At 51.0% G+C, this 15,623-nt stretch carries 15 protein-coding genes; 5 read left to right on the forward strand and 10 right to left on the reverse strand.

The window, feature by feature from the left end:
* Positions 1-127 precede the first annotated feature (127 nt).
* Positions 128-1,258, forward strand: coding sequence for an acyltransferase (locus tag AB5062_RS06625; protein ID WP_007571958.1), 1,131 nt, complete (start codon positions 128-130; stop codon positions 1,256-1,258).
* 389 nt (positions 1,259-1,647) lie between these two features.
* On the opposite strand, the gene AB5062_RS06630 is transcribed toward AB5062_RS06625, so the two are convergent.
* From AB5062_RS06630 to AB5062_RS06660, 7 genes are all read right to left on the reverse strand, one after another.
* Complete coding sequence (locus tag AB5062_RS06630) at positions 1,648-3,867, reverse strand: DUF4906 domain-containing protein (RefSeq protein ID WP_229108645.1); 2,220 nt, start codon at positions 3,865-3,867, stop codon at positions 1,648-1,650.
* Positions 3,868-4,027: 160 nt separating this feature from the next.
* Positions 4,028-5,170, reverse strand: a complete 1,143-nt coding sequence (locus tag AB5062_RS06635; protein WP_225719301.1) for a fimbrillin family protein — start codon at positions 5,168-5,170, stop codon at positions 4,028-4,030.
* Between the two features lie 46 nt (positions 5,171-5,216).
* Positions 5,217-6,185: a fimbrillin family protein gene (locus tag AB5062_RS06640; protein WP_225719302.1), complete on the reverse strand. Its 969-nt coding sequence runs from the start codon at positions 6,183-6,185 to the stop codon at positions 5,217-5,219.
* A 145-nt stretch (positions 6,186-6,330) separates the two neighbouring features.
* Entirely contained in the window at positions 6,331-7,359 is a 1,029-nt protein-coding gene (locus AB5062_RS06645; RefSeq protein WP_007571968.1) for a fimbrillin family protein, read from the reverse strand.
* Positions 7,360-7,417: 58 nt separating this feature from the next.
* Entirely contained in the window at positions 7,418-8,446 is a 1,029-nt protein-coding gene (locus AB5062_RS06650; protein WP_007571970.1) for a DUF5119 domain-containing protein, read from the reverse strand.
* The gene (locus AB5062_RS06655; RefSeq protein WP_007571972.1) at positions 8,443-9,693 is read right to left on the reverse strand and encodes a DUF3575 domain-containing protein; all 1,251 of its coding nucleotides are present in this window, start codon (positions 9,691-9,693) and stop codon (positions 8,443-8,445) included. Before AB5062_RS06655 ends, AB5062_RS06650 begins: the two co-directional genes overlap by 4 nt.
* 322 nt (positions 9,694-10,015) lie before the next feature.
* Positions 10,016-10,675, reverse strand: a complete 660-nt coding sequence (locus tag AB5062_RS06660; RefSeq protein WP_007571976.1) for a recombinase family protein — start codon at positions 10,673-10,675, stop codon at positions 10,016-10,018.
* A 189-nt stretch (positions 10,676-10,864) separates the two neighbouring features.
* On the opposite strand from AB5062_RS06660, the gene AB5062_RS06665 reads away from it, so the two are divergent.
* The gene (locus AB5062_RS06665; protein WP_225719305.1) at positions 10,865-11,134 is read left to right on the forward strand and encodes a hypothetical protein; all 270 of its coding nucleotides are present in this window, start codon (positions 10,865-10,867) and stop codon (positions 11,132-11,134) included.
* Between the two features lie 11 nt (positions 11,135-11,145).
* Here the strand turns inward: AB5062_RS06665 and AB5062_RS06670 are convergent, their stop codons facing one another.
* The 3 genes from AB5062_RS06670 to AB5062_RS06680 form a co-directional block, all read right to left on the reverse strand.
* On the reverse strand, positions 11,146-11,565 hold the full coding sequence (locus AB5062_RS06670; RefSeq protein ID WP_007571980.1) for a DUF4405 domain-containing protein: 420 nt from the start codon (positions 11,563-11,565) through the stop codon (positions 11,146-11,148).
* Positions 11,566-11,644: 79 nt separating this feature from the next.
* On the reverse strand, positions 11,645-12,199 hold the full coding sequence (locus AB5062_RS06675) for a Crp/Fnr family transcriptional regulator (protein WP_007571982.1): 555 nt from the start codon (positions 12,197-12,199) through the stop codon (positions 11,645-11,647).
* 56 nt (positions 12,200-12,255) lie between these two features.
* The gene (locus tag AB5062_RS06680) at positions 12,256-13,065 is read right to left on the reverse strand and encodes a KilA-N domain-containing protein (RefSeq protein ID WP_007571983.1); all 810 of its coding nucleotides are present in this window, start codon (positions 13,063-13,065) and stop codon (positions 12,256-12,258) included.
* A 250-nt stretch (positions 13,066-13,315) separates the two neighbouring features.
* On the opposite strand from AB5062_RS06680, the gene AB5062_RS06685 reads away from it, so the two are divergent.
* The 3 genes from AB5062_RS06685 (at position 13,316) to AB5062_RS06695 (ending at position 15,612) form a co-directional block, all read left to right on the forward strand.
* Positions 13,316-13,927 (forward strand): TetR/AcrR family transcriptional regulator, encoded by a 612-nt coding sequence (locus AB5062_RS06685; protein WP_007571984.1) that lies wholly within the window; start codon positions 13,316-13,318, stop codon positions 13,925-13,927.
* A gap of 132 nt (positions 13,928-14,059) precedes the next feature.
* Positions 14,060-14,914 carry a class I SAM-dependent methyltransferase gene (locus AB5062_RS06690; RefSeq protein WP_007571986.1) on the forward strand — a complete coding sequence of 285 codons (855 nt, stop codon included), beginning with the start codon at positions 14,060-14,062 and terminating at the stop codon, positions 14,912-14,914.
* Positions 14,911-15,612 carry an L-2-amino-thiazoline-4-carboxylic acid hydrolase gene (locus tag AB5062_RS06695; protein WP_007571988.1) on the forward strand — a complete coding sequence of 234 codons (702 nt, stop codon included), beginning with the start codon at positions 14,911-14,913 and terminating at the stop codon, positions 15,610-15,612. The genes AB5062_RS06690 and AB5062_RS06695 overlap by 4 nt, the downstream gene beginning before the upstream one ends.
* Positions 15,613-15,623: the final 11 nt, after the last annotated feature.

The following is a 15,623-nucleotide window of genomic DNA, read 5'->3' on the forward strand; positions in this document are numbered from 1 at the left end:
CTGTCTGTGAAGATCGGCTCTCTTTTTAAACGGAAATCTGACTGTTTGATATTTTCTAATCGGTAACGAACATCGTAATTATTTATTATATACTATCTTTGCATTCAGTCTTTTACCGGTATAATTCATGAACATGCAAAACTCTTATCTGACCTCGAAGCCGCACTACGAGATTCTGGACGGACTGCGCGGTGTGGCGGCTGCTATGGTAGTGGCCTTTCATCTGCTGGAAGCGCATTCCGGCGGCAACCATCTGAACCAGATTATCAATCATGGCTATCTGGCAGTCGATTTCTTCTTCATGCTTTCGGGTTTCGTCATCGGCTACGCATACGATGACCGTTGGAACCGGATGAGCACGGGAACCTTCTTCAAGCGTCGTCTTATCCGGCTACAGCCTATGGTGATCATGGGGAGTATCGTGGGAGCCGCGCTCTTTTGGTTTCAGGATGCCCCCTGTTATCCGGCAATGGAGGGCGTGTCCGCCGGTGCGGTGCTGCTGGTCATGCTGCTGGGTTGTACGTTACTGCCTCTGCCGCTGAAGTGGGACGTCCGGGGATGGATGGAAATGCACCCGCTGAACGGGCCGGCATGGTCGCTTTACTACGAATACATCGGCAACATATTGTACGCCTTGTTCATCCGCAAGTTCAGCAAGACGGCATTGACTGTCCTCGTGGCGATAGCGGCGTGCTTCACGGTACACCGCTGCCTTACCGCACCTGCCGGCGACATCGTGGGCGGATGGGCTTTGAACTGGGAACAGCAGTACGTGGGACTGGTCCGGCTGATGTACCCCTTCTTTGGCGGACTGCTCCTGTCCCGGCTTGGCTGGCTGATACGCACCCGCAAGAATGCTTTTGGGTGGTGCAGCCTGATGATAATCGCCGTGCTTTCCGCGCCCCGTATCGGTGGGGAGGACGGGTATTGGATGAACGGGCTTTACGAGGCTTTCTGCATCATCTGCATTTTCCCGGTTATCGTCTCGATGGGAGCGGGAGGCAGGATAACGGGCAAACGCTCCGCTGCCGTATGCAAGTTTCTGGGCGACATATCCTATCCCGTCTATATCACCCACTATCCGCTGGTCTATATTTATACGGCATGGGCGTTCAACCGTCAGGCGACACTTGCCGAAGGCCTTCCTTACATGCTGCTCACGTTCGTCGGGGCGTTCGCGCTTGCCTATGCCTGCCTGAAGTGCTATGATCTCCCGGTGCGCAAATGGCTCACGGAACGTTTCTTGAAGAAGAAATAAAAAGCGGTAAAGAAATCCTATATTTATTATCGTATTTCTGTCGGATGACAGATAAAGTTCCGACGCCGAAGGTGTTTTGCGGACGACACAATCAGATAACGCGAACCCAAATGTCTATTACTGTTTCGCTGATAGAAGAAAAGCCCCTTGATGCCTTTGCCATAGGTTTGAGGGGCTTTTGGGGAGGCTACAAACCTCTTTTTGTTGAATAGGTTCTTTTGATATTGTCACACCTTTTTCTATCCCGACCGACGTATAAAACGTGCGTGTGCATGTCGGTTGTACAGGCCAAAGACATACCGGGAGAATAAAAACAGCACTGCCCGCCTGTAGAGGGGTTTCCTACAGACGGGCAGTGAGTAAGACACGGAATTAAAGTTTGGCGGTTGTCACTGGATAGTTACGCCACTGGGCGGTACGTAGGCTGCACGGATGCGGAGAGGTCTATTGATGCGGGGTGCTTTACCGGTAGTGCCGTTATCATTCGTGTATATATCGTCCCAATCACTTTCTGCATAACCACCGTCTGGCAGGGCCTTGGTGGCACGGGCATAGCTGGTGCTCTCTGGATAGATATACGCAGGCCATATTCCTGTTCTATCTTTTGCTGCCGCCGATGACCAGTAGAAATTGTTCTGGAACTCCGTGTATGTATTGTAATAAGAGGTAAGAATACTTTCCAGTTGGGAGATACCGGGCAGGAACCAACCGGAAGAATTGCTCATGCCCTGTACGGCTCCATTGGCATTGCGCTTGTTCTTGTTATAGCAATATTCCGCCGCTGAGCGGGGTTTTTCGTTCAGGTTCATTTCTGATTGTCCAGCTTGGGTAATAATGCGCCGGGTAGCTGCCGCCCCATGTTTGTTTCCTTCCGTCCATTCGTTATTTAGCGGACCTCCGATGTATTCACCATTACAACCCCATTCCAAACCGTCATAGATATAATCCCCTTCAAACTCGTTCAGGGGGTCGTAATGGGATATATATTCCTCATAGGCTTCCACGTAGATAGTGCCTTGAAGTCTGCCTTCATAATACCACTGTACCGGCAACAGACCGTGCTGTACGATTTCAATGGTACGGGTACGTGGCGTCTGCGTGTTGTTGTCGGTGTACGAGATGTTGACGGTGGCGGTGCGGTCTTTCGTGCTTAGGTTTTCGTCCAAGTAGAAATAGATGCGGTCACGGCTCCTGCTGATGGTGTATTCGGTGTTTTGGGCAAGGGTGTTGGTCACCAAGTCCGTGGTGAAGTATTTGCGTTTGCCGTTTCCCGCAGTCCATTTCTGTCCGGTCGCCAAATGGGTATCTGTACTCATGTCGGCAGAGAGTGTTCCATTCTCCATATTTTCGGCTGGCACACGTTCCATGCGTATCCAAGTGTGACTTTCCGGGTCGGCTATGCTGACTTTCATCTTTGGATTCTCATCTTCCTCGAAGAGGTACACGTCCAAAGGTGTGATACAGAAGTGGGCGTCGTGGTCACGCTCGCGCAGCATGGACAGGTAGAACGGGTTGTTCTGCTCGGTGATGTTGACGCGGGCATCGAAGGTGATGTGGTCCGGGTTGTTGCCCACATGGGTCAGTCCGCTGATGACGATGTTGTTGGCGTAGTGCCTGTTGCGTATCACCTTGAAGTCATTCACCGGGTTGCCTCCGAGATAGAAGGTATATTCGGCCTCGATGGTGGTGTTATCCTGATTTGCGGGCAGGGAGGGGTCGCCGTTATAGGTAGTGTAGTAGGCTCTCATCTTGAAATAGGTAGCCTTACTGTTTTCGCCTACAAGTCTCGGCTTCCACCGCTGCTTGTCAACATCGTCCTCTACTCCAGCCGGATACTGATAGTTTTCCGGATCTTCGTCCGGTTCAATCATGTTCTCGAACATGTAGAAGGTCAGGGAGGCGGCCCCGCCGTGGTTGTAAACGACGGCATCGCTCTGTATGTTTTCTACATTGCGGTATGGCTCATCGGTAGTCAGGCTGGTCTGGCCATCGGCAGGCTCGGTCAGGGGTACGGCGGTAGGCATGTTGTACACGCCCCATTCCGCAATGGAAAGGCGGGGCAGTTGTCCGCTCTCGTCCGAGTGGTCGGAATCGATACTGATGTTGATGTCGATGCGGGCCATCAGTGCCTTGAGCTGCATCGTGAGGCTTCCCTTCTCGGTGAGGTTCACGGTCGCGCTCTTGCCCGCCATCGGCATTCCCGTGCTGGGCAGGGTCGTGATGTCATCGCGGGTGTTAGGAGTATAATTGGCAGGATCGTACACGAACGCTTCGAGCAGCTCCTTGGGCTTTTTCCCGTCTTTGCTATATTGGGGGAAATTATCGGGATAACCGTCGCCGTTGGCATCAGTTACCACCTCCGGAGTCACGTTGGCCAAAGCGTAGATGGTAGTTTTTTTTGCGAGTGCCGGATCTTTAAACACGTCCGTAGGAATGCTGACATTGGTCGTATTCGCCGACGGAGCCATATACGGCGAGAATACTTTCGTGTTGCTCGATTCCAGATAGTCGCCGTTTTCGTCGAAGAAGAACAGGTAGAGCTGGTTGATGCGCTTCTCCTTGTCGTCCTTGGCGATGGCCGAGCGGGTGACGACTTGCTGCGGCAGCATGTTCTGGCAGACGGCCTCGATGGTGAATCCGTCGCCGGGCGGAACGGTACCGCCGCCAAAGTCCTCCTCCGTGGTGCAGGCTGCCGGCAAGAGCATGGAGGCCACCGGCAGGAAATAATAAAGTATCTTTTTCATCTTTATGCTGTTTTCGGTTGTTGTTTTATTGGATAGAGACGTCGCTGTCGCCCCCGTCTTCCCAGAACTCGTTATCGGCGGCAATAAAGTTCAGCGCGAAGGTTTCGCCCACGAAGTTGAGCTGCGCCGTATAGCGGACACCCGCACGGGGCTGGAACTGTGTCGGACGTTCGGCTGTAGCGGTCTTATCCGCCCCTTTGTAGGTATATTCGACGGAAACCTCCACGTCCTTGCCGAAATAAGTGCCGTCCGTGGCGTTGCTCAACAGAAGCAGGTGCTTGTCGCCTATCGGGCTGACGGAACTGTTGGGAGCTACTGCAAGCCCTGTCTCGTTGTTATATATCTCGTATGTGCCGGGATAGGTGCCGCTGTAGGTGTAGAATCCCTCTTCGTTGGTATTCTTGCTGAAATCGATGGTAATCGAGCGGGTGAAGTGGCCCGACAAGGTAACACGCTTGACGGTAACAGTTTCCTTCTTTTCATCTCCGTAATTGTAGTTGTTCACGGCGAAGCCCAAGCCCGTCATGATGTGGCTGAAATTGAAGCCCACGTTCCCCGTGGTACGCAGGTGGTTATAGACGACGGAAACCATCGCGTCGGGTGTCTGCATGTCGTTCAACGTGGTAGTCGCTACATCGCCCGTCTCGCCGAACGGCATGGTGAACGTCAGTTTCGGCACGCCCCGTGTGGTGGCGCTGGCGGGACTTTCCACTGTAAAACCGTCCTTCGGGTAATAGGCGAAAAAGGTGTACCGATAGCTGTCGGGGGAGGTCGCCGCCGGATTTTCCGTCGTGTTGTACCATTTTCGCGGGCCGCCACTGTTATTATAGTCATAAGTGCAGGCCGAGCCGTTGTAGGTGACGGCTTGATTGAAGAACACGTCGGGGAAGGCGTTGCCGCTCTTGTTACCCCAGTTCGCGCTGCCCGATGCCCAGTCCTTTTCGGTGTTACTGCCACGCTGATAAGGCACGCAGTAGCCCAGTACGCCGAACGTGCCGCCGGTGGGGAATGCGTCGTGGAACGTGCTCCGGGTGAGTTTCTCCACGGTAATGACCGGGGCGGCAAAGTGGATGGCGTCGGGACTGTCGGCTTCGGGCTGCGCCCATTCCTCCTGCTGGCAGGCGGAGCAGAGAAGCAGGAGAGCCGGAAGTATGTATCGTTGCTTCATTTGGATGTTCATTTTATCGTCAAGTTACAGATAGCTTATAATTGGGTTATTGGGTCACGTCGATGGTTACGTTCCCGCCTATGGCGTCGCTCCATGCGTTGACCGTGGGCGGGTCGAACACGATATAGCCTCCGCCGGTGAGGGTGAACGAGTAACGGTAATGGTTCGCCGCCTCCCACATGCTCACGGTGGTGGCAGGCAAGGTGTAGGAAGCGGTCTTTCCCCTCTCGGCATCGGTATCGTAGGTGACAGTCAGTTTCACCCCGTCCGTGAGCGATTGCGGAATGAGTAGCAGGTCGCCCGACACGTCCGCATTTCCGGCTGGAGTTACGGAAGTCTCTTTCTCCACGCTGACGGTTCCCTCTGCCGTGTTGCTCCACAGGGGTTCCTTGCCGCTGTCGTAATCTCCCTTGACATCCAGCCCCTCAAGGGAGATGGAATGTACCGTGGCGTTGCCACCCTCACTGCGTGCCGCAAAGGTGATGCGTGCCAGCAAATGTTGGAATTTGAGGGCTACCGGACCGGGAGGCTCTGTCTGGCCTGCCATGACGGAGATACCCGTCTTTTTCGCCGTCATCAGGTCGTGTCCTTTCGTGGCGTCGAAGCCCTTGACGGTAAATGTGCCGTCCGTGCAGGTGGCGGAGGACACGGCATCGCCCAGCGTTTCCACAGACGGATAAAGGGCGTAGAAGTCGTAGGTATTACCGGGGAGCCAGTATCTCGTGCCCTCGTAACCCCACATGCCGGAAACGTATGTCACTTTTTCGGCGTTAAACACGCTCGTGGCCGTACCGCCCGTTCCGTCGGTGTAGTTCCCCCATACGCTGAACGAGTTTCCATCGGTCAACATTCCGTCCGCGTCGTCGATGGCGGCCCGTGTCACGGCGGGACCGGCAAAACGGATCGCCCCGCTGTTGCCGCTTGTTTCCATGTCCGGGCCCGTGCTTTCCGTACAGGCTCCCAGCAGGCAGGCGACAGCCGGTATGAACAAGGTTTTGAATAGGTTGTTATTCATAATCATACATTGTTTCTTTATATCCGGTTATTTCTGACGCTACCGGTAGCGTAAATAAGGAGCAACACTCCCGTTAGTGGCTATGAGGGGACATTCAACCCCTCATAGCCTGATGTGATGTCTTTTCGGCTATTGATGCAAGCGATTACTCTCCGGCGTTTTCCGGGGTTACATCACTATTTGATGCGTCAGCCCATTCATCTACATCAATAACTTTGAACTCAATTACCTGCTCCTTCAACTCCGGATCAATCGTGCTACCGTTGATTTCTACTGTATAGTTATATTTGAAACCTTCAGTCCATTGGTTCTGTACTGTGCCGCTAACATCGCCTTTATATGCCAATTTTCCTTTGAACTGATTTTCACTTAATTGTTTATTTGCTGCATCATAGAAAGTTGCGGTAAAGGTTACTTCCAGATTTTCGTTGCTTTGTGGAATGACAAAGCAGGTCGTAGTGTGGGTAGCGTCCTTAAATTCTTCGGCAATATCCCCTAATGCTCCGAAATCATAGTCCTCTGTTGAAACACTTTGAGTAGTCCAATTGATATCTGGTTTCCCGCTTTCGGCATAAGTCGCTGTAACATTAGTTGTTTTTACTGCATTCACCTTGATGTCGGAGATTTTCATGGTGTAGTCATAAGCGTCCGTGTTCTTGAACGTGAACTTCACCTGCGACAACATATGGTAGAAAGATAAGTTTACCGGACCATTATTAGCTTCTTTTGCAGTCACCTCTTGGGGTATAGCCACAATCAAATCTTTCGTATTGTCTACCGAGTAATTTGGGAATGTCAACACTCGAGAGGTTGCATTAAACTCTGCATTCTCAATTTTATTACCACCATTGGAGTAAGCGCCAAAACGGTACTTCTTGCCATTTATCCAATAAGCAGTCTGTGTGGGATTCCAAACCGTCCCCTCCGCTCCTACAGTGCCTCCGTCTACCTGAACATTGGTATATACGGAAGTCCATGAATCATCATAGTTTCCGAATACGAAGAACTTCTGAAGATTCTGCTCCGTTGTTTCAGTCACACTACTTCTCGTTGAATGGTTCACGAAAGTTCCGAACTGGATCGCCCGGCTCTGCGGCATATCCACAACTTCTTCGTTCGTACAGCTTGCCAGTGCTGCTACAGCCACTCCAAGCACAAAAAAACTTTTCTTCATAAGATGTAAAAAATTAAATTAAAAATTTGGTTATTTAGTACCTGTTGTTTTATTCGTTTCAGTCAATGGGCAGCGGTATGTCCACCCATTCTCCCCAGCCGTCCACATCTACGTCAAAGCTGCCTCCGCCTTCCAGCCCCTCGTCGTTGGAAATCGACAGCCCGCTCACGACGATAACGCCACCCCGTGGTTGTCCTTTCACTTGGTCTGTGACATCGAACTCGAAGGTCTTGAACTTGCCGTTCACCATTCTCACCTCCAAGTTCAGGCTGTACCTTCGCCCGTCCGTACCGTTTCGTCCGTAATGTTCACCCGGATAGTCGGGTACGCCGAACGACTGTACCAGCGCTTCCGCTCCGTAATCTTCCAGCGTACAGTCGAACATTACCGTGGCTGCGGTTTCTCCGGTATGCCCATCGTTCAGATAGACCGTTTCGGCCATGCCTGCCAAGGCTCCGCGTGCCAAGGCCACGTATTGTTGTCCGCTTTCGAACTCGTAACGTATCATATAGGTGTAAACCAATGGACGCAAGGTAACCGGCAGCTCCGTCGGGGCAAGTGTTTTTTCTGCCGTGTATTCTTCCATGTATGCCCCGTAAAGCATGTCGGGCTGGTTCACGGTACGTTCCCCCGCGTGCAATTCATGGAAAGAACTCCGGGTCACGCCGCGTGTGGTGGCTGTGGCGGATTCCGAAGCGGCCACGCCATCGAACACGATATATTCCGTATCATTGTTGTAGAACAACAGTTCGTGCGTGCCTTCCGGCATGGCGATCCGTCCTCCTTCATCGGGCAGATTGCTCTCTATACGCTGTCCGTCGCTGGTATAGACTTGGACACGTATTCCGTCGGCCGGAGCAGGACACAAATCTTCATAGTCGTACTTCCAGTCCTCTTCCCACAATTTTTCCCAGTCATAGGCGTAAGTACGTTCCCATTCCTGTTCCCAGTCGGAAGAGAGATTCACCTTCACGGAAAGACCATGCTCGTCGTGGTCGTAACACAGGTCTTTCCGGCAGCTCGTGGAAAGGAATGTCAATCCTGCAAACGTAAGCCCCATGAGGGTATATCGTAGCGTTGCTTTCATCGTGCGCCTCCTTTCTTTTTATCGGTATCCCACAACCGCCACACAAGGGCAAACTTCAGTTTCAACGGACCGAAGTAATTCATTCGGTTTGTCTGCTGGTACACGTAGTGCCCGTCGATGGGAAGATATTCTTCGTACTTGCTGTGCATGTACCCCAGACCGATACCGGCTTCCAGCGAGAGCCGCCGTCCGATGGGGAACATGTAGCCGTAGCTGACACCCACCATTTCGGCCTCGCCCTGATAGCCCTCTTTGCCGTTTTCAAGGTCGTACCACGTGAAGCCGCCGAACACGCCGAGGTAGTGGCCGTGCCACGGGCTGCCTTGCTTCTGTCCGAACCACCAGCGTCCCTCCGGGCTGATTGTAGCTACTTGGTAACATTTGTGCTTGCCGTCATTATTCCACCATGCCATGTCGCCTTCGAGGTTCACCGTCCAACGGTCGGCGATACGGTACTCCACTTCGAGCGAAGGCATCAGTATCGCATCGTAGAGCAGGTTGGTCTTAACGGCCAACCGCTGTACTGTCGGTCTATGCGGTTGCACGGTCGCTTCCTTCCGCACCGTTGCCGGCTCGGAGGCCGGTTCCGCCACGCTATCGGGTTGCAGGGCCGGTTCCGGCTCTTTCACTTTCGTCTCTTTTTGGGAAATGACTTTTACGGGCGGTTCGGGTTTCCGGTAGCAGGCCACCGAGAGGCTGGAGCGCAGTTCGGGAAAGAAATTCTCCAGCATGTAGGTGTACGGCATACCGCCCCGCAGGTCCATGAGCTGTTTCTTGCGTCCGTCCACTACGCGACCTGCCTTGTCGAACACCCATACGGGCGTATGGTCAAGGATATGCAGCACCTCTTCCTTGTATAATATGTCCGAGGCGGCGACCATTTGGCGCAGCATGTCCCACGCAATACCTTCTCCATGTATGCAGATCAAACTGTCGGGGATTCCGGCGTGGCGCACGAGATAGGATTTCAGGGAGTCGGCCCTGCGCTCTGACAGCACCCCGTTGAGACGGTTCACACCTTCGGGCGATGCCCACGAGCGTATCACGACGCTTTCAAGGCGGTCCGCACCGTGTTCTTCACGCAGGGTGCGGATAAAACGCTCCAGTTCCGCGCGGTTGTCCCGGAAGAGCATGTCCACTTCCCTGTGGCCCTGCCGGTAATGGATACGGGCCGAGTCCAACTCTTGCGCATGAACATACCCGCCGCAGAATAAAAGAAATAATAACAGTATTCGTTTCATTGTCATAATTCTGTCTATGCCAATTTATTTATATCAGCTATTTATTCAATCTCTGTACGTTTGTCCGTGCCGTGCTTCTTTCTTTAGAGGTAAAAAAGCACCGAACCAACAAATAATCAGCCGGATAACTGTCAGTTATGCCGATTTATTTGTTCGTTAAAAAGACTATCGGAAAAAAGGTCGTATTATTCGGACACTCCGGGAAAATTTGTCCTACTCAAAGAACTGAAACGCAATTTTTTGCAGATTTTTTTTGTGGATAATTCGTGTTTTTGTAATTTTGTGGCTGAAAACGAACGATTTAACCAACGATTAAACCAACGTAAAATCATACCCTCCGTTTTTGCAACTCCCCTTTCCGTCTTATCTCTTTCTCTTTCATGGCCTTATCTATTTCCTTATAGCGGCTACGGAATTTCATGAATGTATCCCGCGAAATGTCGAAACGCCTGCATATATCGGCAATCGTACAGTTCCGCTTCAACATGCCAACGATGACCTTTCGGTTTTCGATCAGCACGTTCATTTTCGTGTAGCTGCCTTTTTTCCGACCAAGGACGACACCCTCGGCTTTCCGGAGGGCGAGAGCCTCCTTCGTGCGCATCGAAATCAGGTTGCGTTCAATTTCCGCTACCAGACCGAACGCGAAACAAAGTACCTTGCTGTTGATGGAGTTGTCGAACGAATACCCCTCCTTGGTTGTGTAAAGGTTGATTCCCTTCTCCAGACACTTGCCCATGATGGCCATGAGGTCCGTCAGCGTGCGGCTTAGCCGCGAAACTTCCGTGACAATCAGCGTGTCGCCCCGTTTCATGCGCCGTATCAGTCCCCCTAATTTGCGGTCGCACCCCTTCTTCTTGCCGCTGGCGACCTCCGTCACCCACTGGCTGACGGAAAGATTTCTACTGTCGGCGAAACGCCGGATCTCGTCTTGTTGGTTAGCCGGGTTCTGTTTGCCCGTGCTGACCCTTAAATAACCTATTATCATAATCCTTAATTATTTTACGGGAGCGACATTGCCCCCGTCCGGTATAAATAAGGCATGATGGTTCGAAATGAAAGGATTCTGTACATAATTGTATGCGTAACATTTTATTCTTCAACTATTTTAATGTCTTTTCGGAATCTCGTCGGGAAAAACTGGCACGTATGTTTTCTCCGGACAGGCCGTAAGCTCGTGAAAAACATAAACCGTTACGGAGGAAATGCCTCATTCGTGGAACTGCATGAAGTCGGTGCCTATGACAACAGCCATTCTCTGATGCCGGATTTGAAGGGGCAACGAATGGACCGGATGCCCCAAATGGTTGGACGAGCAATGCTGAAATCGAATGATATGCCGAAAAATAAAGAAAAATGCGGTCTTCTCGACAGTAAGCAAGAAGCCGCATTTGTAATAAGTACCCCGATTTCTGTAAGAACGCTTTGTCCGGAAGTTGTCCGTTGAATAGGTTGTGCTTATTTCAATGATTTGCGTAGCAACGGAAGGCGTTTCAGTATATGGCCGATAGAAAGGACAGTTGTAACGATTCCTGCCCAAAAATGACATTGCCCGACCGGGGAACCTGCTCCTTCTATGCCTAACAGGGCAAATCCGGTCAGAACCACGGACAGGAACAGGACCGACAGTACCGCCGTGACCTTGCTTTTCCGGCCTATTCCGTTCTTGGCAGTTCCCTTGTACCAGCCCCAATGCGTCGCTATATGAAATATGGAGGCCATGAGGAACAGCAGGCTCGTCAGGACATGGAAAACTGCCCAATTATGCCATACCTCGTGATTGCCTTCATAGTCGGCCACATGCAATTCGATTCCGGAGTATGCGGACAGGACAAACACGGGAATCAGGCTCCAGTCTATTATAAAAATCTTTTTCATCTGTCTTTCGGTTTTAATAGATGCGGCAAAGTTCGCATCTTCGACTGGAACCGGACGATAACAAATGTAAAGAAATGAACTATCGCCTGTTTCTGATCCTCGACAGGGAAACAGAAGTAATCCCCAAATAGGAGGCAATATAATGCTGGGGAATCCGCTGTATGATAGAGGGGTGTTCTTTCAGCAGTTCTTCATACCGTTGTTGGGGGGTGTTCTTTATGCGGGAAAGGAAGAGCCGCTGATAAACATGGAAGCGTTCGATGATTTTTTCCTCATATATCTGCCGTAGCGCGGGCTTCTGTCCGAGGTTTCTGAAAAAATCTTCCCGCTTCATAACCGACAGTTCTGCCGGCTCTATGCTTTCCAGGGAAAAAAGGCTCGGTGTCCGTTGATACAGGCTGTCGAATGACGCGACGAAATCCCCTTCGAAAAAGAACTGGAAAGTGATGTCCCGTCCTTCGTTGTTGAAAAACAGGCGCAGGCAACCTTTCCGGATCAGGTACATTCTGTCGGCTACCTTGCCTTCTTCCAACAATATCGTTTTAGGAGGAACGGATAATTCGGTTATCTCCGGAAGCGATAGAAAATAGGCGTTTTTATCAGAGTTCATTGTCATTTCATCTTTATTCGTCATGGTTTGATAGTGTATTGTTCATCACGTACTCGGCACAAATTCTGATAGAGACTCATCTACTTTAATAACTTGCGTTCGCTGCCGCCAGTTCCCAATATTCTCATCTGTTGAATGGCTATCTGATTGAGTTTAATCAACCGCTCACCCTGCGGAATACCTTGGTCTATAAATACTGCATTGAGGTTTTCCATATTTGAGAGGCAAATAAGCTCATTGATTGTGGCATAGTCCCGGATATTCCCTTTCAGTTCGGGGTGTTGCTCACGCCACATCTTGGCGGTCATACCGAACATCGCCACATTCAGCATATCGGCTTCATCGGCATAGATAATACTGGCTTGTTTGGCGGTTACCTCTGCCGGGATAAGGTTCTGTTTTATGGCATCGGTATGTATGCGGTAGTTGATTTTCGACAGTTCCCGTTTGGCTGACCAACCGAGTTGCTGTTGTTCCTCGGTCTTTAATCGTTGGAACTCCTTTATAATATACAGTTCAAATTCAACGGAAATCCAGCTTGCAAACTTAAATGCTATATCCTTGTGAGCGTAAGTGCCGCCGTAGCGTCCCGATTTGGAGAGTATGCCTATTGCGTTTGTCGTACTTATCCATTTTGTCGGTGATAAGGTAAAGGCGTTCAGCCCGGCTTCCTTTTTAAACCCCTCGAATTCGAGGGGTTTAAAACTCGGGTTGTACAAACTCTCCCAAATACCCAGATATTCTATTGTATTCCGGTTACGCAGCCAGTTCCCGATAACCGCAGTCGGGTCATCGCTTTTGTATCTTGCTATGTCTGTCAGGCTGATATAATCATTCTCGTTGACTGATATAATTGTGACACTTGTGTCTTTTACTGTAATCTTTGCCATTTTATATTTGATTCTTTGGGTTTTATGTACAAAAGTAATTATAATCTATGAGACTTTCTCCTTTTCAATGAACAATATGACTTTTCCTTTCGGATATAGACAAGGATATAGACAAGGTATTTCGCTACCTCCGGTAATACCTGCTTTTCCCTTATTTCAATCATGTAAAATCACCATAAATAGGTATTGTCCAGTAAATTCAAACCCCGTACTTTTGCAAAAATATAAACGGAAACATCGTTCATTATTTATGCAGGTACTCAAAGAAGACATACGCGGCCGCATATTGGCAGTCGCCGAACAGCGATTCGGGCAGCAGGGGTATTCCAAGACCTCCATGCGCGAGATTGCCGGAGCCGTCGGTGTCGGTGTGGGGAACATATATAATTATTTCCGGAACAAGGACGAATTGTTCTGTGAAGTGGTCCGTCCCGTCCTGCACGCTATGGAAGCCATGTTGCAGGAGCATCACGGCATACGCGGCGAGGACGTGATGACGATGCGTTCCGAAAAATACCTGAAAGCCTGTATCGACGAATACGTTTCGCTCATCGAAACGCATCGCAGCCTGCTGGAGATCCTGTTGTTCCGTGCCCAAGGCTCTTCGCTGGAACATTTTCGCGAAAGCTACACCGACCGTTCGACCGGGCTGGTCAAGGCATGGTTCGCCGCCATGAAGAAGAAGTACCCGAATATAAATACGGCTGTGTCCGATTTTATCATTCACCTGCATACGGTGTGGATGTTCACGCTGTTCGAGGAGCTGTTGATGCACGCGGTGCCCAAACAGGAAATGGAATCCATTCTGCATGACTATATTCTGTTTGAAATTCAAGGTTGGAGGGCCATTATCAAGGTATGACAGATAGAAAAGACACATACGGACAAGCTGCCGTAACGGGGCAGCGGGAAAAGAGGAAATCTTCACAAAGGTTTCCTCTTTTTTTATTCGTGAACAAATCTGAATATCGTTCATTAATAAATATCATAACAAATGAAACAGAGACATAAATTCGAGAGCATTGTCGCCGAGACATTGCTCATTCCGCTCTATTACAGGGCGAAAGAGAGCCGCCGAAAGAACCCGATTCTGAACGACAAGGTTGCGGAGGGGCTGGTGGACAGTCTGGAATACGACTACTCCCGTTTCGACGGGGCGAAGTTGAGCGAGGTCGGCTGCGTCGTGCGCGGGTGGTTTTTCGACCGTGCCGTGCGCCGCTTCATAGGGAAGCACGCCGATGCGGTGGTGGTGAATGTGGGCTGTGGTCTGGACACCCGTTTCCAGCGTATCGGCGACGGGAAGGCCGTATTCTACGACATGGACCTGCCGGAAGTCATCGCGCTGCGCCGCGAGCTGATTCCGGAGCAGCCGGGCAACCCCTACATTGCGGCCTCCCTGCTGGATGCCGGCTGGCTGGACGACCTGCGTCGCCGGCATCCCGATGCGCATTTCATCTTCGTGGTCGAAGGCGTGCTGATGTATTTCTATGAAAAGCAGGTAAAAACATTTCTGCACCATGTGGCCGAGCGTTTCGGGGGCGGCGAACTGTGGTTCGACGTCTGCGGTACGATGATGAGCCGTCACGGAGTGAAACCCGATTCGCTCCGTGAACACGAGGCGCAAATCCGCTCCGGTCTGAGCGACGGGCGTCTGGTAGAACAATGGGAACCCCGCCTACGCCTTTTGGAACAGGCCAATTACATGAAGTTTTTCCGTCCGCGCTGGGGCTTCTTCTTCGGGCAAATATTGGGACGGATGACGCGGCTGTGCTACAAGTTCAGTTCGATGTTGGGATATGAAATCGTATCGAATTCCCGTGACACGGCGGCAATTCTCCATGAAAGATGAAAGAGACGACGATTGAACCTTATCTCCCAATGTTGGAACGGTTCGAAGAATTTTTCAGGGAAGAACTGGCATCCCGTTTGTCGGTCGAATCCGTTGATTCCGTGATGGAAGCGGCTGTCGAGAATTTTCATCGTATCTCCGCAATCATTCCGGATGTCCCGCCGACATCACCATGGGTGAAAAACATTATCGGTATAGCCTATGAGATCGGTCTGTGGCAAGAACTGTCGGCCAGAGGATGGAGTCCGGCAGAACTTTCCATTGTTACGCAGAAAGCATTGAAAAAGCTCACGTTGTCGAGTATCCCTTCTGAAAAAATTTCGGAAATACGCGAAATGTTGTGTTCGCCCGACTATGTGCGTCGCATCGCTTCCGCTTCGCATGTTTCCACAGAGGACGATTGGCTGTTCGATTGCGTGTTGCCGAATGCGGACGATACGTTCGATGTCGGTATGGACATTGCCCGGTGCCCGGTCGCCGAACTCTGTTCCCGTATTGGCGTCGAGTGCTTTTTTCCCTATTTCTGCGTGAATGATTATATCACACACGATGTACTCGGTATCCGGCTGACACGGACCCGCACATTGGCACACGGTGCTTCGTGCTGCGATTTCCGGCTGACAAAAGAGCGGGGAGCGGCTGACGGGGCTGTTGTAATCCGGCCGGAAGATTTACAGGAATTTACCAACAACGGATAGAGAGAATCGGA

This window comes from Phocaeicola sp. RTP21359st1_B8_RTP21360_211022, from assembly GCF_040911965.1.
Taxonomy (GTDB): Bacteria; Bacteroidota; Bacteroidia; order Bacteroidales; family Bacteroidaceae; genus Phocaeicola; species Phocaeicola vulgatus.

Excerpts from the sequence above, each read along its gene's own strand:
- AB5062_RS06625 (WP_007571958.1), top strand. The coding sequence starts at position 128 with ATGAACATGCAAAACTCTTATCTGACCTCGAAGCCGCACTACGAGATT.
- AB5062_RS06630 (WP_229108645.1), bottom strand. The coding sequence starts at position 3,867 with ATGCTGCCGCAGCAAGTCGTCACCCGCTCGGCCATCGCCAAGGACGAC.
- AB5062_RS06635 (WP_225719301.1), bottom strand. The coding sequence starts at position 5,170 with ATGAAGCAACGATACATACTTCCGGCTCTCCTGCTTCTCTGCTCCGCC.
- AB5062_RS06640 (WP_225719302.1), bottom strand. The coding sequence starts at position 6,185 with ATGAATAACAACCTATTCAAAACCTTGTTCATACCGGCTGTCGCCTGC.
- AB5062_RS06645 (WP_007571968.1), bottom strand. The coding sequence starts at position 7,359 with ATGAAGAAAAGTTTTTTTGTGCTTGGAGTGGCTGTAGCAGCACTGGCA.
- AB5062_RS06650 (WP_007571970.1), bottom strand. The coding sequence starts at position 8,446 with ATGAAAGCAACGCTACGATATACCCTCATGGGGCTTACGTTTGCAGGA.
- AB5062_RS06655 (WP_007571972.1), bottom strand. The coding sequence starts at position 9,693 with ATGACAATGAAACGAATACTGTTATTATTTCTTTTATTCTGCGGCGGG.
- AB5062_RS06660 (WP_007571976.1), bottom strand. The coding sequence starts at position 10,675 with ATGATAATAGGTTATTTAAGGGTCAGCACGGGCAAACAGAACCCGGCT.
- AB5062_RS06670 (WP_007571980.1), bottom strand. The coding sequence starts at position 11,565 with ATGAAAAAGATTTTTATAATAGACTGGAGCCTGATTCCCGTGTTTGTC.
- AB5062_RS06675 (WP_007571982.1), bottom strand. The coding sequence starts at position 12,199 with ATGACGAATAAAGATGAAATGACAATGAACTCTGATAAAAACGCCTAT.
- AB5062_RS06680 (WP_007571983.1), bottom strand. The coding sequence starts at position 13,065 with ATGGCAAAGATTACAGTAAAAGACACAAGTGTCACAATTATATCAGTC.
- AB5062_RS06685 (WP_007571984.1), top strand. The coding sequence starts at position 13,316 with ATGCAGGTACTCAAAGAAGACATACGCGGCCGCATATTGGCAGTCGCC.
- AB5062_RS06690 (WP_007571986.1), top strand. The coding sequence starts at position 14,060 with ATGAAACAGAGACATAAATTCGAGAGCATTGTCGCCGAGACATTGCTC.
- AB5062_RS06695 (WP_007571988.1), top strand. The coding sequence starts at position 14,911 with ATGAAAGAGACGACGATTGAACCTTATCTCCCAATGTTGGAACGGTTC.